This is a genomic window from Chthonobacter albigriseus (assembly GCF_013839445.1).
GTDB lineage: Bacteria > Pseudomonadota > Alphaproteobacteria > Rhizobiales > Pleomorphomonadaceae > Chthonobacter > Chthonobacter albigriseus.
This window is the reverse complement of record NZ_JACDIT010000001.1, coordinates 126,893-145,178: the sequence shown is the minus strand read 5'-3', so window position 1 is coordinate 145,178 and position 18,286 is coordinate 126,893. Positions and strand designations below refer to the sequence as shown.

Here is an 18,286-nt window from a genome sequence, read left to right as displayed (position 1 = left end):
AATGGGCTTTGTCGCAAATCAGTGGAGGAAGATGAGGGCAAAGCTGCGGCAGGGCAAGTCGAAGGCGGAGTATTCCGGACCGCCGGCCGCGGTTCACCACGGGCTCTCCCGCGGGCAAGGCGTCCTGCGCTCCATTATTCGCAATTGGTGAACATTCCCTCCGCTATAAGCGGATCATCGCTCGTCTGGAATGCCCCGATCCATGGATTCGCTCTTCCTCATCCTCTTGCTGCTGGTCCTGGCTCTGGTGATCGGCTCCATCCTGGGGTGGGTGGCGTTCCTGCGTACGAGCGAACTCCGCCTGGAAATCCGGAGCCTGTCCGGTGAGGTGGCCCAGTTGCGCAGCGCCATTGGCGGCGACCGACCGGCGACGGCCGCGTCCGCCGCTGCGGTGGACACGGGGGAGCCTATTGCCCCGGCTCCGGAGGAAACCCCAGTCCCCCCGGCCTCGTCCGCGACCGAACAGTCTGCGCAGCGCCCCGGCAAGCCGTTCATATCCGGGCCCTATGGCGTCCAGCCGGAGGCCCCACCGACGCCGTCCACCGATGCGGCGCGGCAGCCCCCGCCGCCGCTGCCCGCCGCACCCGAGGCCCCGCGGCACCGCGACCTGGAGGAAGCGATCGGCACCCGCTGGACCGTATGGGTCGGTGGTCTGGCGCTCGCGCTCGGCGGCATCTTCCTTGTCCGCTATTCCATCGAAAGCGGCCTGCTGGGTCCGACTGCGCGCACCCTCCTCGGCCTGTTGTTCGCTGCCGCCTTGATGGCCTCCGGTGAATGGCTGCGCCGCCGCGAAGCGGTCGAGCCTGCGCCGGACCTGCGACGCGCCTATATTCCCGGCATCCTTACGGCCGCCGGCACCGTCACGGCCTTCGGGTCGGTCTACGCGGCCTATGCGCTCTACGGCCTGATCGGCTCCTTCGTCGCGATCCTCGCGCTCTCCGCGGTCGCGCTGGGCACGCTCGCCCTTGCCATCGTCCACGGCCCCGGCCTCGCCGGCCTCGGCCTTGCGACCAGCTACGCCTCGCCCCTTCTGATCCCGACCGACACGCCGAACTTCGCCGCACTGGTGGTCTACCTGACCGTCGTCTCGGTCGCGTCTCTGCGCATTGCCTGGCTGAAAGGCTGGCGCTGGCTCGCCATCGCCGCGACGATCGGCAACATGCTTTGGGCGCTGCTGATGGCGGCGACGTCGAGCTATCCCGGCTTCGACGAGCCTGTCGTCGCGCTCCACATCGCTCTGTCGCTGGTCTCGGCGGTGATCACCTTCGCCGCTGGAATCCACCCGCGCGACCCCGGCCGCGTCGCCCCGTTGGACAAGGTCGGCACGGCGCTGCTGGTCGCGTTCACCGTCCCCGTCGTCGCGCACCTGCTGTTCTTCGGCATCGACACGTTCGGCCTTGCCCTTGTTCTCGGCCTCGCAGCGACCATCATGGTGGTCGCCTACGAGTGGCCCGCCTTCCGCCTCGGACCGCTCTTCGTGCCGCCGATCGTCTGGTTCGGCTACCTCGCCCTGCTGGTCCCGGAAGCCACCGTCGATCCCACCATCCTCAACAGCCCCGTCCTGCCGCCGGTCGTGCCCTCGCCGGTGCTGTTCAGCGGTGGCGCGATCACCGTGCTCTTCACCGGCCTCGGCCTGTTCGGCGTTCTCGGCTCGGCATCGCGGATCCAGCAGGCGATCGCCTCCGTGCTCGTCGCGCTCGGCATCTTCGTTCTCGCCTACCTCCGCGTGACCGAGTTCACCATCAGCTTCTCGTTCGGTGTCGCGGCCTTGGCGCTCGCCTTCTTCTTCGCCGCCGTGGTCGAGGCGCTGATCCGGCGTCTGCCGCCCGACGAATACGGGGTCGATCCCGCCATCGCCACCTTCGCGGTGGGCAGCGTGGCCGCGCTCGCCTTCGGCCTCGCCGCCATGCTGGAGAAGGGCTTCCTCACCGTCGCGCTCGCCGCCGTGGTCCCGGCTATCGCCTGGGTCGAGGCCGGTCGGCCCGTTCGCGGCCTCCGCCCGATCGCCGTCGCAGTCGCCCTGCTGGTCGCGGCACGCTTCGTCTGGGATCCCGCGGTCGTCGGCACCGACCTCGGCGCGACACCGGTCTTCAATTGGCTGCTCTACGGATATGGCGGCCCGGCACTTGCCTTCGGCTTCGCCGCCTGGCGCTTCGCCGCCACCAGGCAGGACCGGTTCGTGCCGATCTTCGAGGCGCTCGCCGTCATCTTCACCACGCTCACCGTGGTGATGCTGATCCACCACGCCATGAACGGCGGAAACATCTATGCCCCGGTCTCCGGTCTCGCCGAACAGAGCCTCGTCACCATGTCGCTGCTTGCCGTGTCGCTCGGCCTGCAGTGGCTCGCGGTCCGGCGGCCCTCCACTGTGTTCTCCAAGGGCACGCTGGTGCTCGGCGGGCTCGGCCTCGTGATGGCCGGCGCCGGGTTGCTCTTCGTGCACAACCCCGTCTTCACCGGCGAGCCGATCGACGGCGGCGCCTTCGACGGCACGTTGCTGCTTGGCTATCTGCTGCCGTCGATCATGGCCTTTGCAGTTGCCCTTCTCGCCCGCCGCCGTCCCGACCGGCCCGGTTGGTACGTCGCGCTCGCCGCCTGGCTCGGCGGCGCGCTCGCCTTCGTCTGGGTCACGCTCGCCGTCCGTGCCGCCTTCCACCAGGGCGATCTCTCGGGCCCGCCGCTGGACGAGGCCGAGCTCTATGCCTATTCGGCGATCTGGCTACTCTGCGGCCTTGTCGTGCTCGGAACCGGCATCGTGACGCGGTCGCGCGCCGTCCGGCTGGTGTCGGCGGTCATCGTGGTCGGCGTCGTCGCCAAGGTGTTCCTCGTCGACACGGCTGGCCTGACGGGAGCCCTTCGCGCGCTTTCCTTCATCGGTCTCGGGGCCGTTCTCGTGCTGGTCGGCCTGGGCTACCAGAAGGTGCTTCGCCGCACCGCATGAGGCCGGCGTCAGCCGACCTCGATCACCACCCGTCCCCGGATCCTGCCGTCTGCGATGGCCCGCCCGCGGTCGATCGCCTCGTCGAGCGGCACCGTGTGCGTCATCGCCGCCAGCTTGCCGCGATCGATCTCGGCGGCAAGCCGCGTCCAGGCGATCTCCCGTTTGGCGCGCGGCACCGAAACCGAGTTGATGCCCAGGAGCGAGACCCCGCGCAGGATGAAGGGCGCCACGCTGGAGGGAAGCTCCATGCCGCCCGCGTTGCCACAGGCCGCGATCGCCCCGTCCGCCTTCGTCATCGAAAGCACGTTGGCGAGCGTGGTGGACCCGACGTTGTCGACGCCCGTGGCCCAGCGCTCCTTAGCGAGCGGCTTTGCTGGGCCCGAAAGCTCCGAGCGCTCCACGATCTCCGCTGCACCGAGACTTTTGAGGTAGTCCGCCTCCTCCGGTCGGCCGGTGGTGGCCACCACCTGATAGCCCGCGCGCGCGAACAGCATCACGGCCACCGAACCGACACCGCCCGCGGCCCCGGTGATCACCGCCGGACCGTCCGCCGGGGAAAGGCCGTGCTTCTCGATCGCCATCAGCGAAAGCATGGCGGTGTACCCGGCCGTCCCGAGCGCCATCGCGTCCGCGCCGGTGAGACCGTCCGGAAGGCGGATCAGCCAGTCGCTCTTCACCCGGGCGTAGCGCGACCAGCCCCCGAGGTGCACCTCGCCGACGCCCCAGCCGTTCAGGATCACCTTGTCGCCGACCGCGAAGTCCGGGCTCCGGCTCTCCACCACCTCGCCGGTGAAGTCGACGCCCGGCACCATCGGCCAGCGCCGGACGACGGGCAGCTTTCCCGTCACCGCCAGCCCGTCCTTGTAGTTCACCGAGGAGTGGGTGACCCGAACCGTAACGTCGCCCTCCATCAGGTCGGTTTCCGTGAGGCGGGCCAGCGAGACCGACTGCTTCTTGTCCGCGTCCCGATCCACCACGACGGCGGGGAAGTCTCCTGCGATCACGCCCATCGGTTCGTCCTCCTGTTCGTGCCCCCGTTTACCACGTTGGCCCGGCCCGCCCGCAACCCGGCAGATCGACGGAGCGCGTTTTGACGACCTTTCCGCCCTTCGCGCTCGTGTCGCTCTGCGGATTAACCGATCGGCAAGGTTAATGGGCCACCCTGTCGGCTCGCTTGGAACCTTGGGGTACGCGCCGGGGGTGCGCGTGTCATGTCGGTCGGAGGACGTGGGTCAGTCATGCGTCAACGTCATCGGATCGTCGGCAAGGTTCCGGCCCGCGCAACGAACGTGGTAGCCTCGTCGCTTCTGCGCCGCACCGCCACGGTGGCCGTGCTGGCCGCCGGCGGTCTCGTCGCGATGCCTGCCGACATCGGGCAGCAGGACGTCGCCGGCCTCATCCTGCGAAGTTTCGACCCCGCGACCCGATGGACCGTCACGCTGTCTGCCGGACCCGGGGGGTCGTCTGCGATTGCCGCCGCACCGCTGATGGAAGTCGCGGGCGCTTCCACGACACTCTCCGTCGGTGCCAACGGAGAACGGATCGTGGTGGAGGGCGTCGACCCCTCCGGATCCGCCGACGCCGCCGACCTGACGCCCGACGAGGATCGGATCGACCGCACCTGGAAGGGCGATCTGCCCGGCACCTTCACCACGCCCGCCACCCAGCGCGGCTTCTCGGCCGGTTCGCTGCTCCAGGAGAGCAGCCGTCTGTTGCCGCCGGACGAGAGGGCCATGCCGCAGGTGGCCTTCGCCGCCTCCGGAGCGCCTCTGTCCGCGCTGGCGGTCGCCCGGTTCATCAGCCCGCGCGCGCCGCAGACCGCGGTGGCGGCGCTTGAACCGGTTCCGATTCCCGTCCCGCGCAAGAACGCGACCGCTCTGGTCGCCGCCAACTATCTGGTCCGTCCTGTCGTGCCCGCGTCGTCCAACAAGGCTGCCGACGCCATGCTCGCCGCCTACGCTCCGGACGCCTCGATCGTCGACCAGAGCATGTTCGACGGCCTCTTCGCCACGCCGAAGGAGCGCCCGCCCGTCCCGCGGCTGGCGCTCGGTCCCGGCGATCACTGGTGGGGCGGCCTCCCGCTGCCATCCACCGCCTACACTGAACCGGAGCAGCGCTGTCTGGCGGAAGCGATCTACTTCGAGGCGAGAGGCGAAAGCGAGAAAGGCCAGCTCGCCGTCGCCCAGGTGGTGCTGAACCGCGTCAGGAACCCCGCTTATCCCGACAGCATCTGCAAGGTCGTGTACCAGAACGAGGGCAAGCGCGACGCCTGCCAGTTCTCCTATGCCTGCGACGGCATCAAGGATGTGGTGCGCCCCGGTTCCGCCTGGACGCGCGCCAGAAAGGTCGCCCGGGACGCGACCTTCGGCGGCGCCTACCTCGCCGAATTGGGGACGGCCACGCACTACCACGCGACCTACGTCCGGCCGAACTGGGCCAGCGTTTTCAAGAAGCAGGAGAAGATCGGCCGGCACGTCTTCTACCAGACCCGCTACGGCGGCTGGAGCTGACCGGCGGCGATAGACGGCTGCCGGACTGACGATTTCCTCCCTTGCACGGCCACCGAACCGGCGCGAAGACTGGGGGAAATCGTCGGAGAATTCAGATGTCCGCCCCCTCCGTTCTCGTCGTCGGCGCCGGTGTCACCGGCCTTGCCGCCGCTCACGCGCTCGTCGGACGCGGGTTCGACGTCACGGTCCTCGACCGCGGCCCGATCCCCAACCCGATCGCCTCGTCCTTCGATCGGCACCGCCTCATCCGTCACCACTATCCCGACATTCCGCTCTATGCGCGCCGTGTCGACGAGGCCTTCGCCGCGTGGGACGATCTGTGGGATGAGTTGGGGGAGACCCACTACATCGAGACTGGCGTGATCGCCGTCTCGCTGGAACCCGGAGACTGGACCGACCGTGCTCGCCGCGCGATGGACGAGGTCGGCTCTGCCTACGAGATGCTCGACGCCGCCGCCTTTGCCGCCCGTTTTCCGCATTTCGCGATGCCCGACATGGCCTATTGCCTGCTGACGCGTCGCGGCGGTGCTCTGCTGGCCGACCGCATCCTTGCCGGCTACATCCGCCTGCTGCGCGAGGAAGGGGCGACGCTCGTCCCCAACGCCTGGGCCGAAGCGGTCGATCCTGCAAAGGGCCGGGTGGTCGCCCGGGACGGCCGCGTTTTCGAAGCGGACCAGGTCCTCCTCGCTCCTGGCGTCTACGCGCCCCACATTTTCCAGGACTTCGTCGACGTGACGCTGGAGCCGCGCCGCTCCGTCCTTCTCTACGCCGAGCCTCCGGCGCGGTGGGCCGGCCACTGGTCCAACAGCCCGGCTTGGGTGGACCTCGGCAGCAAGGACGAGATCTGGGGCATCCCGCCGCTCCCGGGCATTCCCATGAAACTGGGTGTCGGCAACGCGGCGCCGGAGGGCGACCCCAGCGGCCCGCGCTTCTTCCACGAGCACGAGGTGCGCGGCATCCTCGACGTCTATCGAACGCGGGTCCGCGACATCGACGATTTCAAGGTGGTCGAGGGGCACTGTAACTGGTGGACCATGGCCCCGCAGGAGCGCTTCGTCTTCCGCAACGTGGAGCGTGCTTGGTTCTTGTCCGCCTGCTCCGGCCACGGCTTCAAGTTCGGCGCACTCACCGGCCGCGACGTCGCCGCGGCGATCTCCGGCGACGAACCGGCGCAGACGGTGCAGGAACGGCTCGCCGGGTTCGACCGACTGCCTGATGCCGCCTGAGGCTGTCGAATCCGCCAACGATCCATCTGTTCCGGTGATCCGACCGATGGAGACAATTCATTGTTCAGGTTTGCGATCGCCGCCTAGACTGGCCGCGTGATCCGCGTCGGGACGCGGATTCGGAGAGTGCCATGGCAACCGTTTCCACACGCCCGGCCGCTGCCGCGGTACCGGCGTCCGTCATTCTGGTCTGCGGTTGTCTCATCGCGATCCTGACCTTCGGTCCCCGGTCCACCATGGGCTTCATGCTCACGCCCATGACCAGCGCCAATGGCTGGAGCCGCGAGACTTTCGCGCTCGCCATCGCGCTGCAAAATCTACTCTGGGGGCTAGGCCAGCCGTTTGCCGGCATGATCGCGGACCGGTTCGGCACCTGGCGGGTGCTCTCCTCGGGCGCCGCCCTCTATGCGCTCGCACTCGTCCTGATGGCCCGCACCACCGATCCGACGACGCTGCAGTTCACTGCGGGTGTCCTGATGGGTCTCGGCATTGCCGGCTCGGCCTTCTTCATGGTGCTTGCCGCCTTCGCCCGCCTGCTGCCCCCGGAGTACCGGTCCACCGCCTACGGCCTCGGCACGGCGGCCGGCTCCATGGGCCAACTCCTGTTTGCTCCCATTGGCCTCGGGGTGATCGACGCCTGGGGCTACCAGAACGCGCTCTATTTCCTGGCGGCCTGTCTGGTCGTGGTTCCGTTGCTCGCGATCCCGTTGAAGGGCAAGCCGGCGCCGGGCGGCGGCGTCGGCGGCCGCGATCAGACCATTGCCGAAGCCGTCGGCGAGGCTTTCGCCCATCGCTCCTACCTGCTCCTGGTGTCAGGGTTTTTCGTCTGCGGCTTTCACGTCGCCTTCATCACCACGCACCTGCCGCCCTACATCGTCGACAAGGGGCTCGACGTGTCCTGGGGAGCCTGGGCGATCGGCCTGATCGGCGCCTTCAACATCCTCGGCTCCTTGTCCGCCGGACAACTCGCTGGAAGGTACCCCAAGCGCTACATCCTCTCGGCGATCTACTTCGGGCGGGCGATATCCTACGGCCTGTTCTGGCTGCTGCCGACGACCCCGACCACCGTGTTGCTGTTCGCCGCCGCGGCCGGTCTGCTCTGGCTGTCGACGGTGCCACCCACGCAGGGTCTCGTCGGGGTGATGTTCGGAACGCGCTACATCGCGATGCTCTCCGGCATCGTCTTCTTCTCGCACCAGGTCGGCGCGTTCCTTGGGGTCTGGCTCGGCGGGCGGCTGTTCGACGCAACCGGCAGCTACGACGGGGTGTGGATCCTCGGGATCTTCCTCGGCATATTCGCCGGACTCGTCCATCTTCCGATCAGTGAGAAGCCCGTCACGCGCTTAGCGCAGCAGTCCTGAGCGCGCGATCCTGGTCGCTGAAATAGGGCAGCCCCAGCCCCATCAGGTCGTGCAGGACGCAATCGAGCTCCTCGTAGTCGAACGGCTTGACCAGCGTGTGCAGCATCCCGCTCCCGGTGAGGGCCTCGCGATCCGCTGACACAAGCACGATCCGGCTTCCCGGCATGTGCGCCCTGAAGATCCGCGACGCCGAGATCCCGTCCAGCGAACCCATGTTGACGTCGATCATCACGATGTCCGGCCGCTCTCGAACAAAGATCTCGAACCCAGTGATCGGGTCTTCCGCTTCGGTCACGTCGAAGCGGAACAGGCTGCGCCCGACGATCTTGCGTATCAGCCGCCGCGCGGTGCCGGAATCGTCGATCAGAAGCATACGTCGCCTCTGTGATGCCTGCGCATAGCAGTCCAGGATCCGCATCACGTCTTCGGTCCGAACCGGCTTGGTCAGGAAGTCGTAGGCTTTCAGCGCCTTCGCCAATTCGACATGGTCGGGCGTGCAGTAGCCGCTCACGACGGTGACAAAGGTCCGGCTGCCGCTCGCTCTCGCCGCGGCGATCGCCTCGAGACCCGAGATGTCGGGAAACACGAGGTCGACGAAAGCGATGTCATAGGAGTTGGTGGCCAATTCCTCGAGGCACCGCTGCCCGGTGCTGACCTGAACGATGTCGATCGGCAGAAAGAACTGCGCCACTGCCGCTTCAAGCGCTCGCGCTGCGATCATGCTGTCGTCGGCGATCAGAATCCGCCAACGCGTCTCGCGAAATTCGATATCGAACACGACCCGACCCCCAGTTTGTCGTGTCGGCGACCATAGTAATGAAATATTGCAAACATCTTTATAGGACTGATAATTACACGAAATCGTCGCAGATTTTCCGGATGGCGGAGAAAGGGCCGGCCGTTCTGGCCAGGGTGCCGTCGATGTCGGCTCGGGCAAGGCCGCGGAGCCCGAACTGCACCTTCACGGCGTCAACAACCCAATGGCGAAACCGGCTTGCGCTCCGTTCGGCCTCGCGCGGAGGGACGGCACACCATGCCCGGTGCGCCTCTATGGCGGCGACCAGTTCGTCGAGGCCTTCGCCCGTCGTCGAAGACAGCGCCAGGACCGGCGGCACCCAGGCGTCCGACCCGCGCACGGACAGCGACAACGCGCCGGCGACGTCGGCGACCGCGCGGCGGGCAGGGGCCCCCATGTCAGCCTTCGTGACCACCACCACGTCGGGGATTTCCATCACGCCGGCTTTCATGAACTGCAAACTGTCGCCGGAGCCGGGCTGGATACAGAGCACGACCGTGTCGGCAACGGTCGCCACGTCCGCTTCCGACTGGCCGATACCGACGCTCTCCACGATCACCCGGTCGTAGACGGCCTGCATCAGCGCGACGGCGGCCACCGCGTGATCGGAGAGCCCGCCCAGGCGATCGCGCGCGGCCATGGAACGGACGAAGATTCCGCGATCCTCCGGATCGGTCTTCAACCGTGTCCGGTCGCCGAGGAGAGCGCCCCGTGTCGCGCGCGACGACGGGTCCACCGCCACGACGCCAAGCGTTTCACCGCGCCCTCGGATCATTTTCAGAAGGGCGTTCGTCAGCGTCGACTTGCCGACGCCGGGTGGACCGGTGAGCCCGAGCACGTGGCCGCCGGGCTCGGCTACGCAGGCATCGAGCAGGCCCGCCATGCGCAGCGTGCCGCCATCGGTCTCGATGGCGGCCAGCGCCCGCGCCACGGCCGGCTTGCCGCCAGCGCGGATGGCCGAAAGGTCGAGCCCGGGCGAAACGTCCATCTTTCTCAAGCCTTCCTCGACTTCAACGCCGACTGCGCCGCGGCAAGCCGCGCGATCGGCACCCGGAACGGCGAGCAGGATACATAATCGAGCCCCACCGTTTCACAGAAGCCGATCGACGCAGGGTCGCCGCCATGCTCGCCGCAGATCCCCAGCTTGATGTCGGCCCGCGTCCGACGGCCGCGGTCCGCCGCGATCTGTACGAGTTCGCCGACGCCCTCCGTGTCGAGGCTGACGAACGGGTCGTGCGCCAGCAGCCCCTTGTTGACGTAGGTGCCGAGGAACGAGGCCGCGTCATCGCGGCTGATGCCAAAGGTGGTCTGGGTCAGGTCGTTGGTGCCGAACGAGAAGAACTCCGCGGCCTCCGCGATTTCCGCCGCCCGGAGCGCCGCGCGCGGCAGTTCGATCATCGTGCCCACCTGGTAGGCGATGTCGAGCCCGCTCTCCTTGGTCACCGCGGCCGCGATCCGGTCCACGATATCCTTGACGTAGTCGAGTTCGGCCTTCGTCGCGACCAGCGGCACCATGATCTCCGGAATGACCGGCGCGCCGGTGGTCTTGGCGGCCGCGATCGCCGCCTCGAAGATCGCCCGCGCCTGCATTTCGGCGATCTCCGGATAGGAGATGGCCAGCCGGCAGCCGCGATGCCCGAGCATCGGGTTGAACTCGGCGAGCGCGTTCACGCGGTCCTTGAGCTTTTCCGGCGTGACGCCGACGGCCGCGGCGATCTCGTCGAGTTCGCCCTCCGTCTTCGGCAGGAACTCGTGCAGCGGCGGGTCCAGCAGCCGGATCGTCACCGGCAGGCCGTGCATGATCTCGAACAGCTCGACGAAGTCCTGCCGCTGCATCGGTAGGATCTTGGCGAGCGCCTTGCGCCGCCCTTCGCTGGTGTCGGCAAGGATCATCTCGCGCACCGCGGTGATCCGCCCGGCATCGAAGAACATGTGCTCCGTCCGGCAGAGCCCGATCCCCTCCGCCCCGAACGCCCGCGCAGCCCGGGCGTCGGCCGGCGTCTCCGCGTTGGTGCGCACGCGCATGCGGCGGATCTCGTCCGCCCAGCCCATCAGCTTGGCGAAGTTACCCGACAGCTCCGGCTGGCGCATCGGCACCTCGCCGGCGATCACCTGGCCGGTGCCGCCGTCGATCGTGATGATGTCGCCAGCGCGGAACGTCCGCCCGAGCGCTGTCAGGACGCCGCGACCGGCGTCGACCTTCAGGCTGCCGGCTCCGGAAACGCAGGGCTTGCCCATCCCGCGCGCAACCACGGCCGCATGGCTGGTCATGCCGCCGCGGGTGGTGAGGATGCCCTCGGCCGCATGCATGCCGTGGATGTCCTCCGGGCTCGTCTCGACGCGGACCAGGATGCACCTGGCCCCGCGCTGCTTGACGGCCTCGGCCTCGTCGGAGGTGAACACGATCTCGCCCGACGCTGCGCCCGGCGAGGCCGGCAGGCCGGAACCGATGATGTCGCGATGCGCGCCGGGATCGATCGTCGGGTGCAGCAACTGGTCCAGCGACGACGGATCGATCCGGCCGACCGCCTCATCCCGCGTGATGAGGCCTTCGTCGGCCATCTCCACGGCGATCCTGAGTGCCGCTTCCGCCGTCCGCTTGCCCGATCGGGCCTGCAGCATCCAGAGCTTGCCGCGCTCGATCGTGAACTCCAGGTCCTGCATGTCGCGGTAGTGCTTCTCCAGCGTCCCGCAGATCGCCACGAACTCGTGGAAGGCGTCAGGCATCACCCGTTCCAGTGACGGCCGATCCGATCGGGCCGCGATGCGGGCGGCCTCGGTGATGTCCTGCGGCGTGCGGATGCCCGCGACGACGTCCTCGCCCTGCGCGTTCACCAGGAACTCGCCATAGAGCAGCTTCTCGCCGGTGGAGGGATTGCGGGTGAAGGCAACGCCGGTGGCGCTGGTCTCCCCCATGTTGCCGAACACCATCGCCTGCACGGTCACCGCCGTGCCCCACGACGCGGGAATGTCGTGCAGGCGGCGGTAGGTGATCGCACGCGCGTTCATCCAGCTGCCGAAGACGGCGCCGATCGCGCCCCAGAGCTGTGCGGTCGGATCCTGCGGGAAGGCCTCGCCCGTCTCCTCGGCCACCAAGGCCTTGTAGCCCTCCACCACGACACGCCAGTCGGCGGCCGTCAGGTCCGTGTCGAGCACGTAGCCCTCGCGGTCCTTGTGATCGTCCAGGATCTCCTCGAAGGCGTGGTGATCGACGCCGAGCACCACATCCCCGTACATCTGGATAAAGCGCCGATAGCTGTCCCAGGCGAACCGGTCGTCCCCGGCTTCGCGGGCGAGCGCGTTCACGGTGCTGTCGTTGAGGCCGAGGTTGAGCACCGTGTCCATCATGCCGGGCATCGACGCCCGCGCGCCCGACCGCACCGACACCAGCAGCGGCCGCTCAGCGTCGCCGAACACCCGTCCGGTCTTCCGGCCGACGGACCTGAGCGCCTCGTCGACCTCGAGCGAAAGCTCGACCGGATAGGTCCGCTCGTGGGCGTAGAACCAGGTGCAGACTTCCGTCGTGATAGTGAAGCCCGGCGGAACCGGCAGGCCGAGGTTGGCCATCTCGGCCAGGTTCGCGCCCTTGCCGCCGAGCAGTTCCTTCATGGCGGCGGAACCCTCGGCGCGTCCGTCGCCGAACGTGTAGACCCATTTCATTGGTAAGCCCATTTCCCGATCGCTGGCCTGATGCGGCGCCAGGGTGGCCCCGGGCGGTCCGAAAGTCGATAGGCCGTAGGAACGATCGAAAAAGGGACAGGGGCCGCGGGAAAGCATCCCGCGGCCGCCAGGTCAAACCTGGGCCAGCCCGCCGTCGACCGACAACTCGATCCCGTTCACGTAGCTGGCGGCCGGCGAGGCCAGGAACAGGGCGCCAGCGGCGATCTCCGCCGGCTGTCCCATGCGCCCGGCGGGCGCGTTGGCGGCGAGCATCGCCTCGAAGGCGTCGATGCCGGACTGGTCCAACTTCAGCCCGTTCTGCATGATGGGCGTCAGCGTCGCGCCGGGGCTGAGGGCGTTCACCCGGATCCGCCGCGGCTTGAGGTCGTTGGCCAGGCTGCGGGCGAACGAACGGACCGCGGCCTTCGAGGCGTTGTAGACGCTGAGGTTCGGCATACCCTTGTTGCCGACGATCGAAGCGTTGAGCACCACCGAGCCGCCGTCGTTCAAAAGCGGCAGCAGCGACTGCACAGTGAAGAACACGCCCTTCACGTTGATGTCGAACGTCCGGTCGAAGAAGCTCTCGTCGCTTTCGGCAAACGGCCGGGACTCGGCGATTCCGGCGTTCGCGAACAGCACGTCGATCCGGTCGCCGTTCGCCTCGATGGCCGAAACCAGGGCACGCCGGCCGGCTTCGGTGCCCACATCCGCAACCACCGGAACCGCCCGGTTGCCGAGCCGCCCCGCGGCGGCCTGCAGGGTATCGGCTGTTCGGCCGGTGATATAGACGCGGACCGCGCCTTCGGCGACGAAGGCTTCCGCTGCCGAAAAGCCGATACCGGTCGATCCACCGGTGACGACGACGACGGAGTTGGTAAAGCGCATGGGTCAGATCTCCAGTTCCGTACTTCCAAATGACGGTAGTTCGAAAATACGGAACTATTGGAGCATGTCAACGCCTGTGCTATGAAGAGGCATGGCCTTCTTCGTTCATCCCGCGCGTGACGACATCTCCCTGGTCGGCGTCCTCAACGCTCTCGGCGATCCCGCACGGCTCGCAATCGTCAAGAATCTGGCGGAAAAGCCGGACGGCATGAGCTGCGGCGGCGCCGCCCCCTGCGATGGCATGGCCCGCTCCACGCTCTCCAATCACTATCGCGTGCTGCGCGAGTCCGGCCTGATCTTCCAGGTGAAGAAGGGGGTGGAGAACATCAACACCCTGCGCCGCGACGATCTGGAAGCCCGTTTTCCCGGTTTGCTCACCCAGATCCTCAAAGTCGCGGACTGATCGGCGAAACGGAGCCGGCAGGCGAGGGCTCAGGCCGTCCCGCTGCGCGCCGCGACGGGATCCGCATCCAGATCCAGCCGGAACGGCGTGCCTTCGAACGCGTCCGCGCCTCGGCCGATCGCATCGATCGCCTGAGTCATCCGCCCCCCGCGGCCGAGGATCTCGTCCGCGATCGAAACGATGCGCCGGTTCGGTGTCGCCGACGGCGCGAGCCGGCGGAGCGTCTGCGCCAGTTCCTCTTCGTCCCGCTCCGGGTTGAGCGCGCAGACGGCCGAATAGGCCGCGGCGGTGGACCGGGATATGCCCGCGAAGCAGTGGATCACCAGGGGTGCGGAACGGTCCCAGCTCTCCAGCCACTCGAACAGCGTCGAGACGTGCTGATGGCCCGGAGGCGTCATTCCCGGCAGCACATCGAGGATGTCGTTCATCGCCAGGAACAGGTGGTCGTCATGGCGCACGCTCGCCGGCAGCCGCATCGGCGTTCCGAAGTTCACCAGGGAAACGACGCGCTTGGCACCCGTCCGGGTGACGGTCTCTTCCAGGCGGGCGAGTGAGCAGACGTGGATCATGGGGCACCGGCGGAAATCAATCGTGTCCGATTATGGACCAGCCGGGCGGCCGCTGTCTCGCGCCAACGCCGCTGCACTGCGGCATGGCCTACCGGCAGAATGGCTCGATCTCACCGAAACGGGCCAGGAACGCCGCCTGCGCATCTTCCGTCGGAAGGGGCGTGAGGCCGATCCTCGGACCGGCCGGCGTCTGCCGTCCGATGCCTTTGGGCAGCCCGAAGAACTTCCGCGCCTCCGGATCGGCGAACCCGGCGAGTTCCACCGCCTCGAAGTAGGCCGCCACCGTGTCCGCCTTCTTCGTCAACGACTTCAGCCGCGCATCGGTCACGGCCGGAAGTCCGAAACGCTGGTGGATCGCTCCTGCGAGCCGCTCCTCCACCACCTTGTAAGCGCCGCCCATCACCGCCTTGAACGGCGAGATCATGTCGCCGATCACATACTCCGGTGCATCGTGCAGCAGCACGGCCAGCCGCTCGCGCGGTTTCAGGTCCGGCTCCATCAGACCGGCGATTTCCTCCACCAGCAGCGAGTGCTGAGCCACCGAGAACGCGTGCGCCCCGACCGTCTGGCCGTTCCACCGTGCCACCCGGGCCAGACCGTGCGCGATGTCGGCGATTTCCACGTCGAGCGGCGAAGGGTCGAGGAGGTCCAGCCGCCGGCCGCTCAGCATCCGCTGCCACGCACGTGCCGCGCCGGATTTGTCGAGGCTGGCCCGGCTCATTCCGAAGCCTCGCCTCCGGCCGGCCAGCCGTAATGCGCCCAGGCGGGGAGGGTGACGGAAACCGCCTCGCCCCCGGCGGTGATCGGCTCCCCACCGTCCAGCGCGGCCTTCAGCCGGTCGAGCCGCGCGATCGCCAAGCCCTTGCCGCCCGCGGTCGACCCGAGCATCCCGGCCGGCTTGCCGCCCGCCAGGATTTCCGCTCCCGGCAAGGGGAGGCTACCGGAGAGCGCCGCAATCGCCACAGGCCGTCGGCGCGCTGTACCCCGATGCTGCATGCGGCTGACGACCTCCTGGCCCACGTAGCAGCCCTTGGAGAAATCGACGCCGGACAACTGGTCCATCGCGACATCGTGTGGAAAAGCGTCCGCGAACGGATAGTCGGCTCCCGCCTCGGGCACGGCGAGCCCGATCCGATGGGCCTGGAATTCGGCTTCGTCGACGATTGCAAAGCCCGGCGCCGCCTCCGCAGGCCCAACCGCAAGCTTCGCGACATAGCCACGGTAGCCGAGCCCGCGCGGGTCCTTGACCAGGCGGCCGGGTAATTTCGGCGGCTCGTCAGCGTCGAAGAAGGCCAGCACCGCTAGTTTGTCGCTCACATCCGCGATCGCCACCTTCGCTCGGAGCTTGTAGAGCGTCAGGCGCTTGACGAAGTCTGACGCGGCCGTCGCCGGCAGGTCGATCAGGAAACCGCCGTTGTTCCGCACCAGCAGGAAGTCCGTCAGGATCTTGCCCTGGGGCGTGAGAAGAGCGCCGAATGCCGCCTCCTCGTCCTGCGCGGCATCGGTATCCACCGTGACGAGCCGGTCGAGGAGGGCGGCCGCGTCGTCGCCGGACACGTCCACCACCGCCCGCGAGGCGAGTTCGGCAACTCGGGGACCGGCCATCGGCGCTGCTCCTTCTCGGGACGGGGACGTTACAGTCTAACTATCCACGCCCGCGTTCGGCTGCAACCCGCTCGCCACCGTCGCGGCGGCGGACGAATGGCCGCCCTCTCGCCTGCGGCCGGCGGCCTCGCTATAAACCCTCCGCGCACCCTTGGAGACCGCCGATGCCCGCCACCTATGACCTCGTCCTGAAGAACGGAACCGTGGTGAACCAGGATGGCAAAGGCGTCCGCGACGTCGCCATCCGGGATGGCCGAATCGCCGCGCTCGGCTCCATCGATCCGGCCAGCGCCGGTGAAGTTGTCGACGCCACCGGCCTCCACATCCTGCCGGGCGTGATCGACACCCAGGTGCACTTCCGCGAGCCCGGCGCCACCCACAAGGAGGATCTGGAATCAGGTTCGCGGGCGGCGGTCATGGGCGGCGTCACGGCCGTCTTCGAGATGCCCAACACCAACCCGCTGACCACCAGCGCCGAACGCCTCGCCGACAAGGTTTCGGCCGGAACGGCGCGCATGCACTGCGACTTCGCCTTCTGGGTCGGCGGCACGCGTGCGAATGTCGACGACATCCCCGACCTTGAGCGCCTTCCGGGCGCCGCCGGCATCAAGGTGTTCATGGGGTCGTCCACCGGCGACCTGCTGGTCGAGGACGACGAGGGCGTCGCCGCCATCCTCTCCAAGACCCGCCGCCGAGCCGCGTTCCACTCCGAGGACGAGTTCCGCCTTCGCGAACGCAAGGGCGAACGCATCCCGGGCGACCCCGCGTCCCACCCCGTCTGGCGCGACGCCACCGCCGCCCTCCAGTGCACCGAGCGCCTCGTCGCGATCGCCCGCCGCACCGGCGCCCGCATCCACGTCCTTCATATCTCCACCGCCGACGAGATGCGCTTCCTGCAGCACCACAAGGACGTCGCGTCCTGCGAGGTGACGCCGCATCACCTCACGCTTGCCGACGACGCCTACGGTCGCCTCGGCACGCTGGTGCAGATGAACCCGCCGGTCCGCTCCGCCGCGCACCGCGCCGGCATCTGGTGGGGGCTCGAACAGGGCATCGCCGACATCCTAGGCTCCGACCATGCACCGCACACGCTGGAGGAGAAGGCCAAGCCCTATCCCGACAGCCCGTCCGGGATGACCGGCGTGCAGACCCTCGTCCCCATCATGCTGGACCACGTCGCCGCCGGACGGCTGTCGCTTGCCCGCTTCGTGGACCTCAGCAGCGCCGGGCCCGCCCGCCTGTTCGGCATTGCCCGCAAGGGCCGGATCGCCGTCGGCTACGACGCCGACCTCACGATCGTCGACCTGAAGCGCCGCGAAACCATCACCAACACGTGGATCGCCTCCAGATCGCAGTGGACGCCCTACGACGGCAAGACCGTCACCGGCTGGCCGGTCGGCACCATCGTCCGCGGCAGCCGCGTGATGTGGGAAGGCGACCTCCTCACCCCCTCCACCGGCCGCCCCGTCCTCTTCGGCGAGGCGCTGCCGAGGGCCTAGCACGTCGACCAGCCGGCGCACCCCAGAAGAGCTATCGATCCGTTAAAACAACCGACCCTGCGCCGGTTCAGCCTCCTCGTCGCCCGTCACGCCGTCCTCCCCCACCAGCGGTTCGCTGATCGGCTCCTGCACGTCCTTGTCGTCGTTGCGCACCGCGTTGACCCGCGTGCTCACCGGGATCGCTTCGAAGAGCGTCTCCGGTGCCGGCCGCAACAATTCCGCAACGTGGCGCGGCTCGGCGCCGGCCGTGTCGAGCCAGCGGTCCCAGTCCGCCTCGTCGATCACCAAGGGCATCCGGTCGTGGATCTGCGCGACCAGCCGGTTCGCGCCCGTCGTCAGGATGGCGGCCGTGTCGATCTCGCTTCCGTCGGCCCCGAGCCAGCTTTCCCAGAGCCCGGCGAAGGCGACGACGCCACCGTCCCGCGGGCGGATGAAGAAGGGCTGTTTGGTCGTTCCCACCCGGCGCCACTCGTAGAAGCCGCTCGCCGGCACCAGGCAGCGCCGGTGTCGCATCGCTCCACGGAAAGCCGGTTTCTCCGCGGCAGTCTCCGATCGGGCGTTGAGCAGGAGCGTGAAGCTGTCCGGGTCCTTGACCCAGGATGGAATCAGCCCCCAGCGCACCAGCTGGAAGTGGCATTCGCCGTGTTCGCCGCGCACGATCGCGATCGGCTGCGTCGGCGCGATGTTGTAGCGCGGTGGGAAGTTCGGGGTCTCCACGTACCGGAACAGCCGCTTCAGTTCCTCCGGCGTCATCGTCAGCGTGTAACGTCCGCACATGTGCCTGTACCCGCGTCGAAAACTGATTGTCCGCGCGGCACTGTAAGCTATTTG

The 18,286-nt window shown here is 68.2% G+C and carries 15 protein-coding genes; 6 read left to right on the top strand and 9 right to left on the bottom strand.

All coding sequences use genetic code 11. The annotated features are described in order from the left end of the window. The first annotated feature begins 202 nt into the window (after window positions 1-202). Window positions 203-2,941 (top strand): DUF2339 domain-containing protein, encoded by a 2,739-nt coding sequence (locus HZ321_RS00660; RefSeq protein WP_181699206.1) that lies wholly within the window; start codon window positions 203-205, stop codon window positions 2,939-2,941. An 8-nt stretch (window positions 2,942-2,949) separates the two neighbouring features. On the opposite strand, the gene acuI is transcribed toward HZ321_RS00660, so the two are convergent. After that, complete coding sequence (acuI, locus tag HZ321_RS00655; protein WP_181701680.1) at window positions 2,950-3,942, bottom strand: acrylyl-CoA reductase (NADPH); 993 nt, start codon at window positions 3,940-3,942, stop codon at window positions 2,950-2,952. A 237-nt stretch (window positions 3,943-4,179) separates the two neighbouring features. On the opposite strand from acuI, the gene HZ321_RS00650 reads away from it, so the two are divergent. The 3 genes from HZ321_RS00650 (at window position 4,180) to HZ321_RS00640 (ending at window position 8,038) form a co-directional block, all read left to right on the top strand. Further along, entirely contained in the window at window positions 4,180-5,451 is a 1,272-nt protein-coding gene (locus HZ321_RS00650) for a cell wall hydrolase (protein ID WP_206682708.1), read from the top strand. Window positions 5,452-5,546: 95 nt separating this feature from the next. Beyond that, on the top strand, window positions 5,547-6,677 hold the full coding sequence (locus HZ321_RS00645) for an NAD(P)/FAD-dependent oxidoreductase (RefSeq protein WP_181699204.1): 1,131 nt from the start codon (window positions 5,547-5,549) through the stop codon (window positions 6,675-6,677). Between the two features lie 131 nt (window positions 6,678-6,808). Further along, a complete protein-coding gene (locus HZ321_RS00640) occupies window positions 6,809-8,038 on the top strand; it encodes an MFS transporter (RefSeq protein ID WP_181699202.1) in 1,230 nt (409 codons plus the stop codon). On the opposite strand, the gene HZ321_RS00635 is transcribed toward HZ321_RS00640, so the two are convergent. The 4 genes from HZ321_RS00635 to HZ321_RS00620 all read right to left on the bottom strand — a co-directional run bounded on the left by HZ321_RS00635 (window position 8,013) and on the right by HZ321_RS00620 (window position 13,379). Next, the gene (locus HZ321_RS00635; protein ID WP_181699200.1) at window positions 8,013-8,975 is read right to left on the bottom strand and encodes a response regulator; all 963 of its coding nucleotides are present in this window, start codon (window positions 8,973-8,975) and stop codon (window positions 8,013-8,015) included. The two genes, HZ321_RS00640 and HZ321_RS00635, sit on opposite strands and share 26 nt — an antisense overlap. Further along, window positions 8,890-9,822: an ArgK/MeaB family GTPase gene (locus HZ321_RS00630; protein WP_181699198.1), complete on the bottom strand. Its 933-nt coding sequence runs from the start codon at window positions 9,820-9,822 to the stop codon at window positions 8,890-8,892. The genes HZ321_RS00635 and HZ321_RS00630 overlap by 86 nt, the downstream gene beginning before the upstream one ends. Before the next feature lie 5 nt (window positions 9,823-9,827). Further along, a complete protein-coding gene (gene ppdK / locus HZ321_RS00625; protein WP_181699196.1) occupies window positions 9,828-12,494 on the bottom strand; it encodes a pyruvate, phosphate dikinase in 2,667 nt (888 codons plus the stop codon). 132 nt (window positions 12,495-12,626) lie between these two features. After that, window positions 12,627-13,379: an SDR family oxidoreductase gene (locus tag HZ321_RS00620; RefSeq protein WP_181699194.1), complete on the bottom strand. Its 753-nt coding sequence runs from the start codon at window positions 13,377-13,379 to the stop codon at window positions 12,627-12,629. 91 nt (window positions 13,380-13,470) lie between these two features. Between HZ321_RS00620 and HZ321_RS00615 the strand changes: the two genes are divergently transcribed. Continuing rightward, complete coding sequence (locus HZ321_RS00615) at window positions 13,471-13,782, top strand: ArsR/SmtB family transcription factor (RefSeq protein WP_181699192.1); 312 nt, start codon at window positions 13,471-13,473, stop codon at window positions 13,780-13,782. 29 nt (window positions 13,783-13,811) lie between these two features. Here HZ321_RS00615 and HZ321_RS00610 read toward each other — a convergent pair whose 3' ends face one another. The 3 genes from HZ321_RS00610 to ygfZ form a co-directional block, all read right to left on the bottom strand. Continuing rightward, window positions 13,812-14,351, bottom strand: coding sequence for a tyrosine phosphatase family protein (locus tag HZ321_RS00610; protein WP_181699191.1), 540 nt, complete (start codon window positions 14,349-14,351; stop codon window positions 13,812-13,814). A gap of 88 nt (window positions 14,352-14,439) precedes the next feature. Beyond that, window positions 14,440-15,072, bottom strand: a complete 633-nt coding sequence (locus HZ321_RS00605) for a YfbR-like 5'-deoxynucleotidase (protein ID WP_181699189.1) — start codon at window positions 15,070-15,072, stop codon at window positions 14,440-14,442. Then, on the bottom strand, window positions 15,069-15,956 hold the full coding sequence (gene ygfZ, locus HZ321_RS00600) for a CAF17-like 4Fe-4S cluster assembly/insertion protein YgfZ (protein ID WP_181699187.1): 888 nt from the start codon (window positions 15,954-15,956) through the stop codon (window positions 15,069-15,071). The genes HZ321_RS00605 and ygfZ overlap by 4 nt, the downstream gene beginning before the upstream one ends. A gap of 164 nt (window positions 15,957-16,120) precedes the next feature. Between ygfZ and HZ321_RS00595 the strand changes: the two genes are divergently transcribed. Then, entirely contained in the window at window positions 16,121-17,455 is a 1,335-nt protein-coding gene (locus tag HZ321_RS00595; protein WP_181699186.1) for a dihydroorotase, read from the top strand. A 42-nt stretch (window positions 17,456-17,497) separates the two neighbouring features. Here HZ321_RS00595 and HZ321_RS00590 read toward each other — a convergent pair whose 3' ends face one another. Then, complete coding sequence (locus tag HZ321_RS00590) at window positions 17,498-18,232, bottom strand: SOS response-associated peptidase (RefSeq protein ID WP_181699184.1); 735 nt, start codon at window positions 18,230-18,232, stop codon at window positions 17,498-17,500. Window positions 18,233-18,286 lie beyond the last annotated feature (54 nt).

Bases quoted from the DNA above. Each gene is read 5' to 3' on its own strand.
- HZ321_RS00660 (WP_181699206.1), top strand. From the start codon at position 203: ATGGATTCGCTCTTCCTCATCCTCTTGCTGCTGGTCCTGGCTCTGGTG.
- HZ321_RS00650 (WP_206682708.1), top strand. From the start codon at position 4,180: ATGCGTCAACGTCATCGGATCGTCGGCAAGGTTCCGGCCCGCGCAACG.
- HZ321_RS00645 (WP_181699204.1), top strand. From the start codon at position 5,547: ATGTCCGCCCCCTCCGTTCTCGTCGTCGGCGCCGGTGTCACCGGCCTT.
- HZ321_RS00640 (WP_181699202.1), top strand. From the start codon at position 6,809: ATGGCAACCGTTTCCACACGCCCGGCCGCTGCCGCGGTACCGGCGTCC.
- HZ321_RS00630 (WP_181699198.1), bottom strand. From the start codon at position 9,822: ATGGACGTTTCGCCCGGGCTCGACCTTTCGGCCATCCGCGCTGGCGGC.
- ppdK (WP_181699196.1), bottom strand. From the start codon at position 12,494: ATGAAATGGGTCTACACGTTCGGCGACGGACGCGCCGAGGGTTCCGCC.
- HZ321_RS00620 (WP_181699194.1), bottom strand. From the start codon at position 13,379: ATGCGCTTTACCAACTCCGTCGTCGTCGTCACCGGTGGATCGACCGGT.
- HZ321_RS00615 (WP_181699192.1), top strand. From the start codon at position 13,471: ATGGCCTTCTTCGTTCATCCCGCGCGTGACGACATCTCCCTGGTCGGC.
- HZ321_RS00610 (WP_181699191.1), bottom strand. From the start codon at position 14,351: ATGATCCACGTCTGCTCACTCGCCCGCCTGGAAGAGACCGTCACCCGG.
- HZ321_RS00605 (WP_181699189.1), bottom strand. From the start codon at position 15,072: ATGAGCCGGGCCAGCCTCGACAAATCCGGCGCGGCACGTGCGTGGCAG.
- ygfZ (WP_181699187.1), bottom strand. From the start codon at position 15,956: ATGGCCGGTCCCCGAGTTGCCGAACTCGCCTCGCGGGCGGTGGTGGAC.
- HZ321_RS00595 (WP_181699186.1), top strand. From the start codon at position 16,121: ATGCCCGCCACCTATGACCTCGTCCTGAAGAACGGAACCGTGGTGAAC.
- HZ321_RS00590 (WP_181699184.1), bottom strand. From the start codon at position 18,232: ATGTGCGGACGTTACACGCTGACGATGACGCCGGAGGAACTGAAGCGG.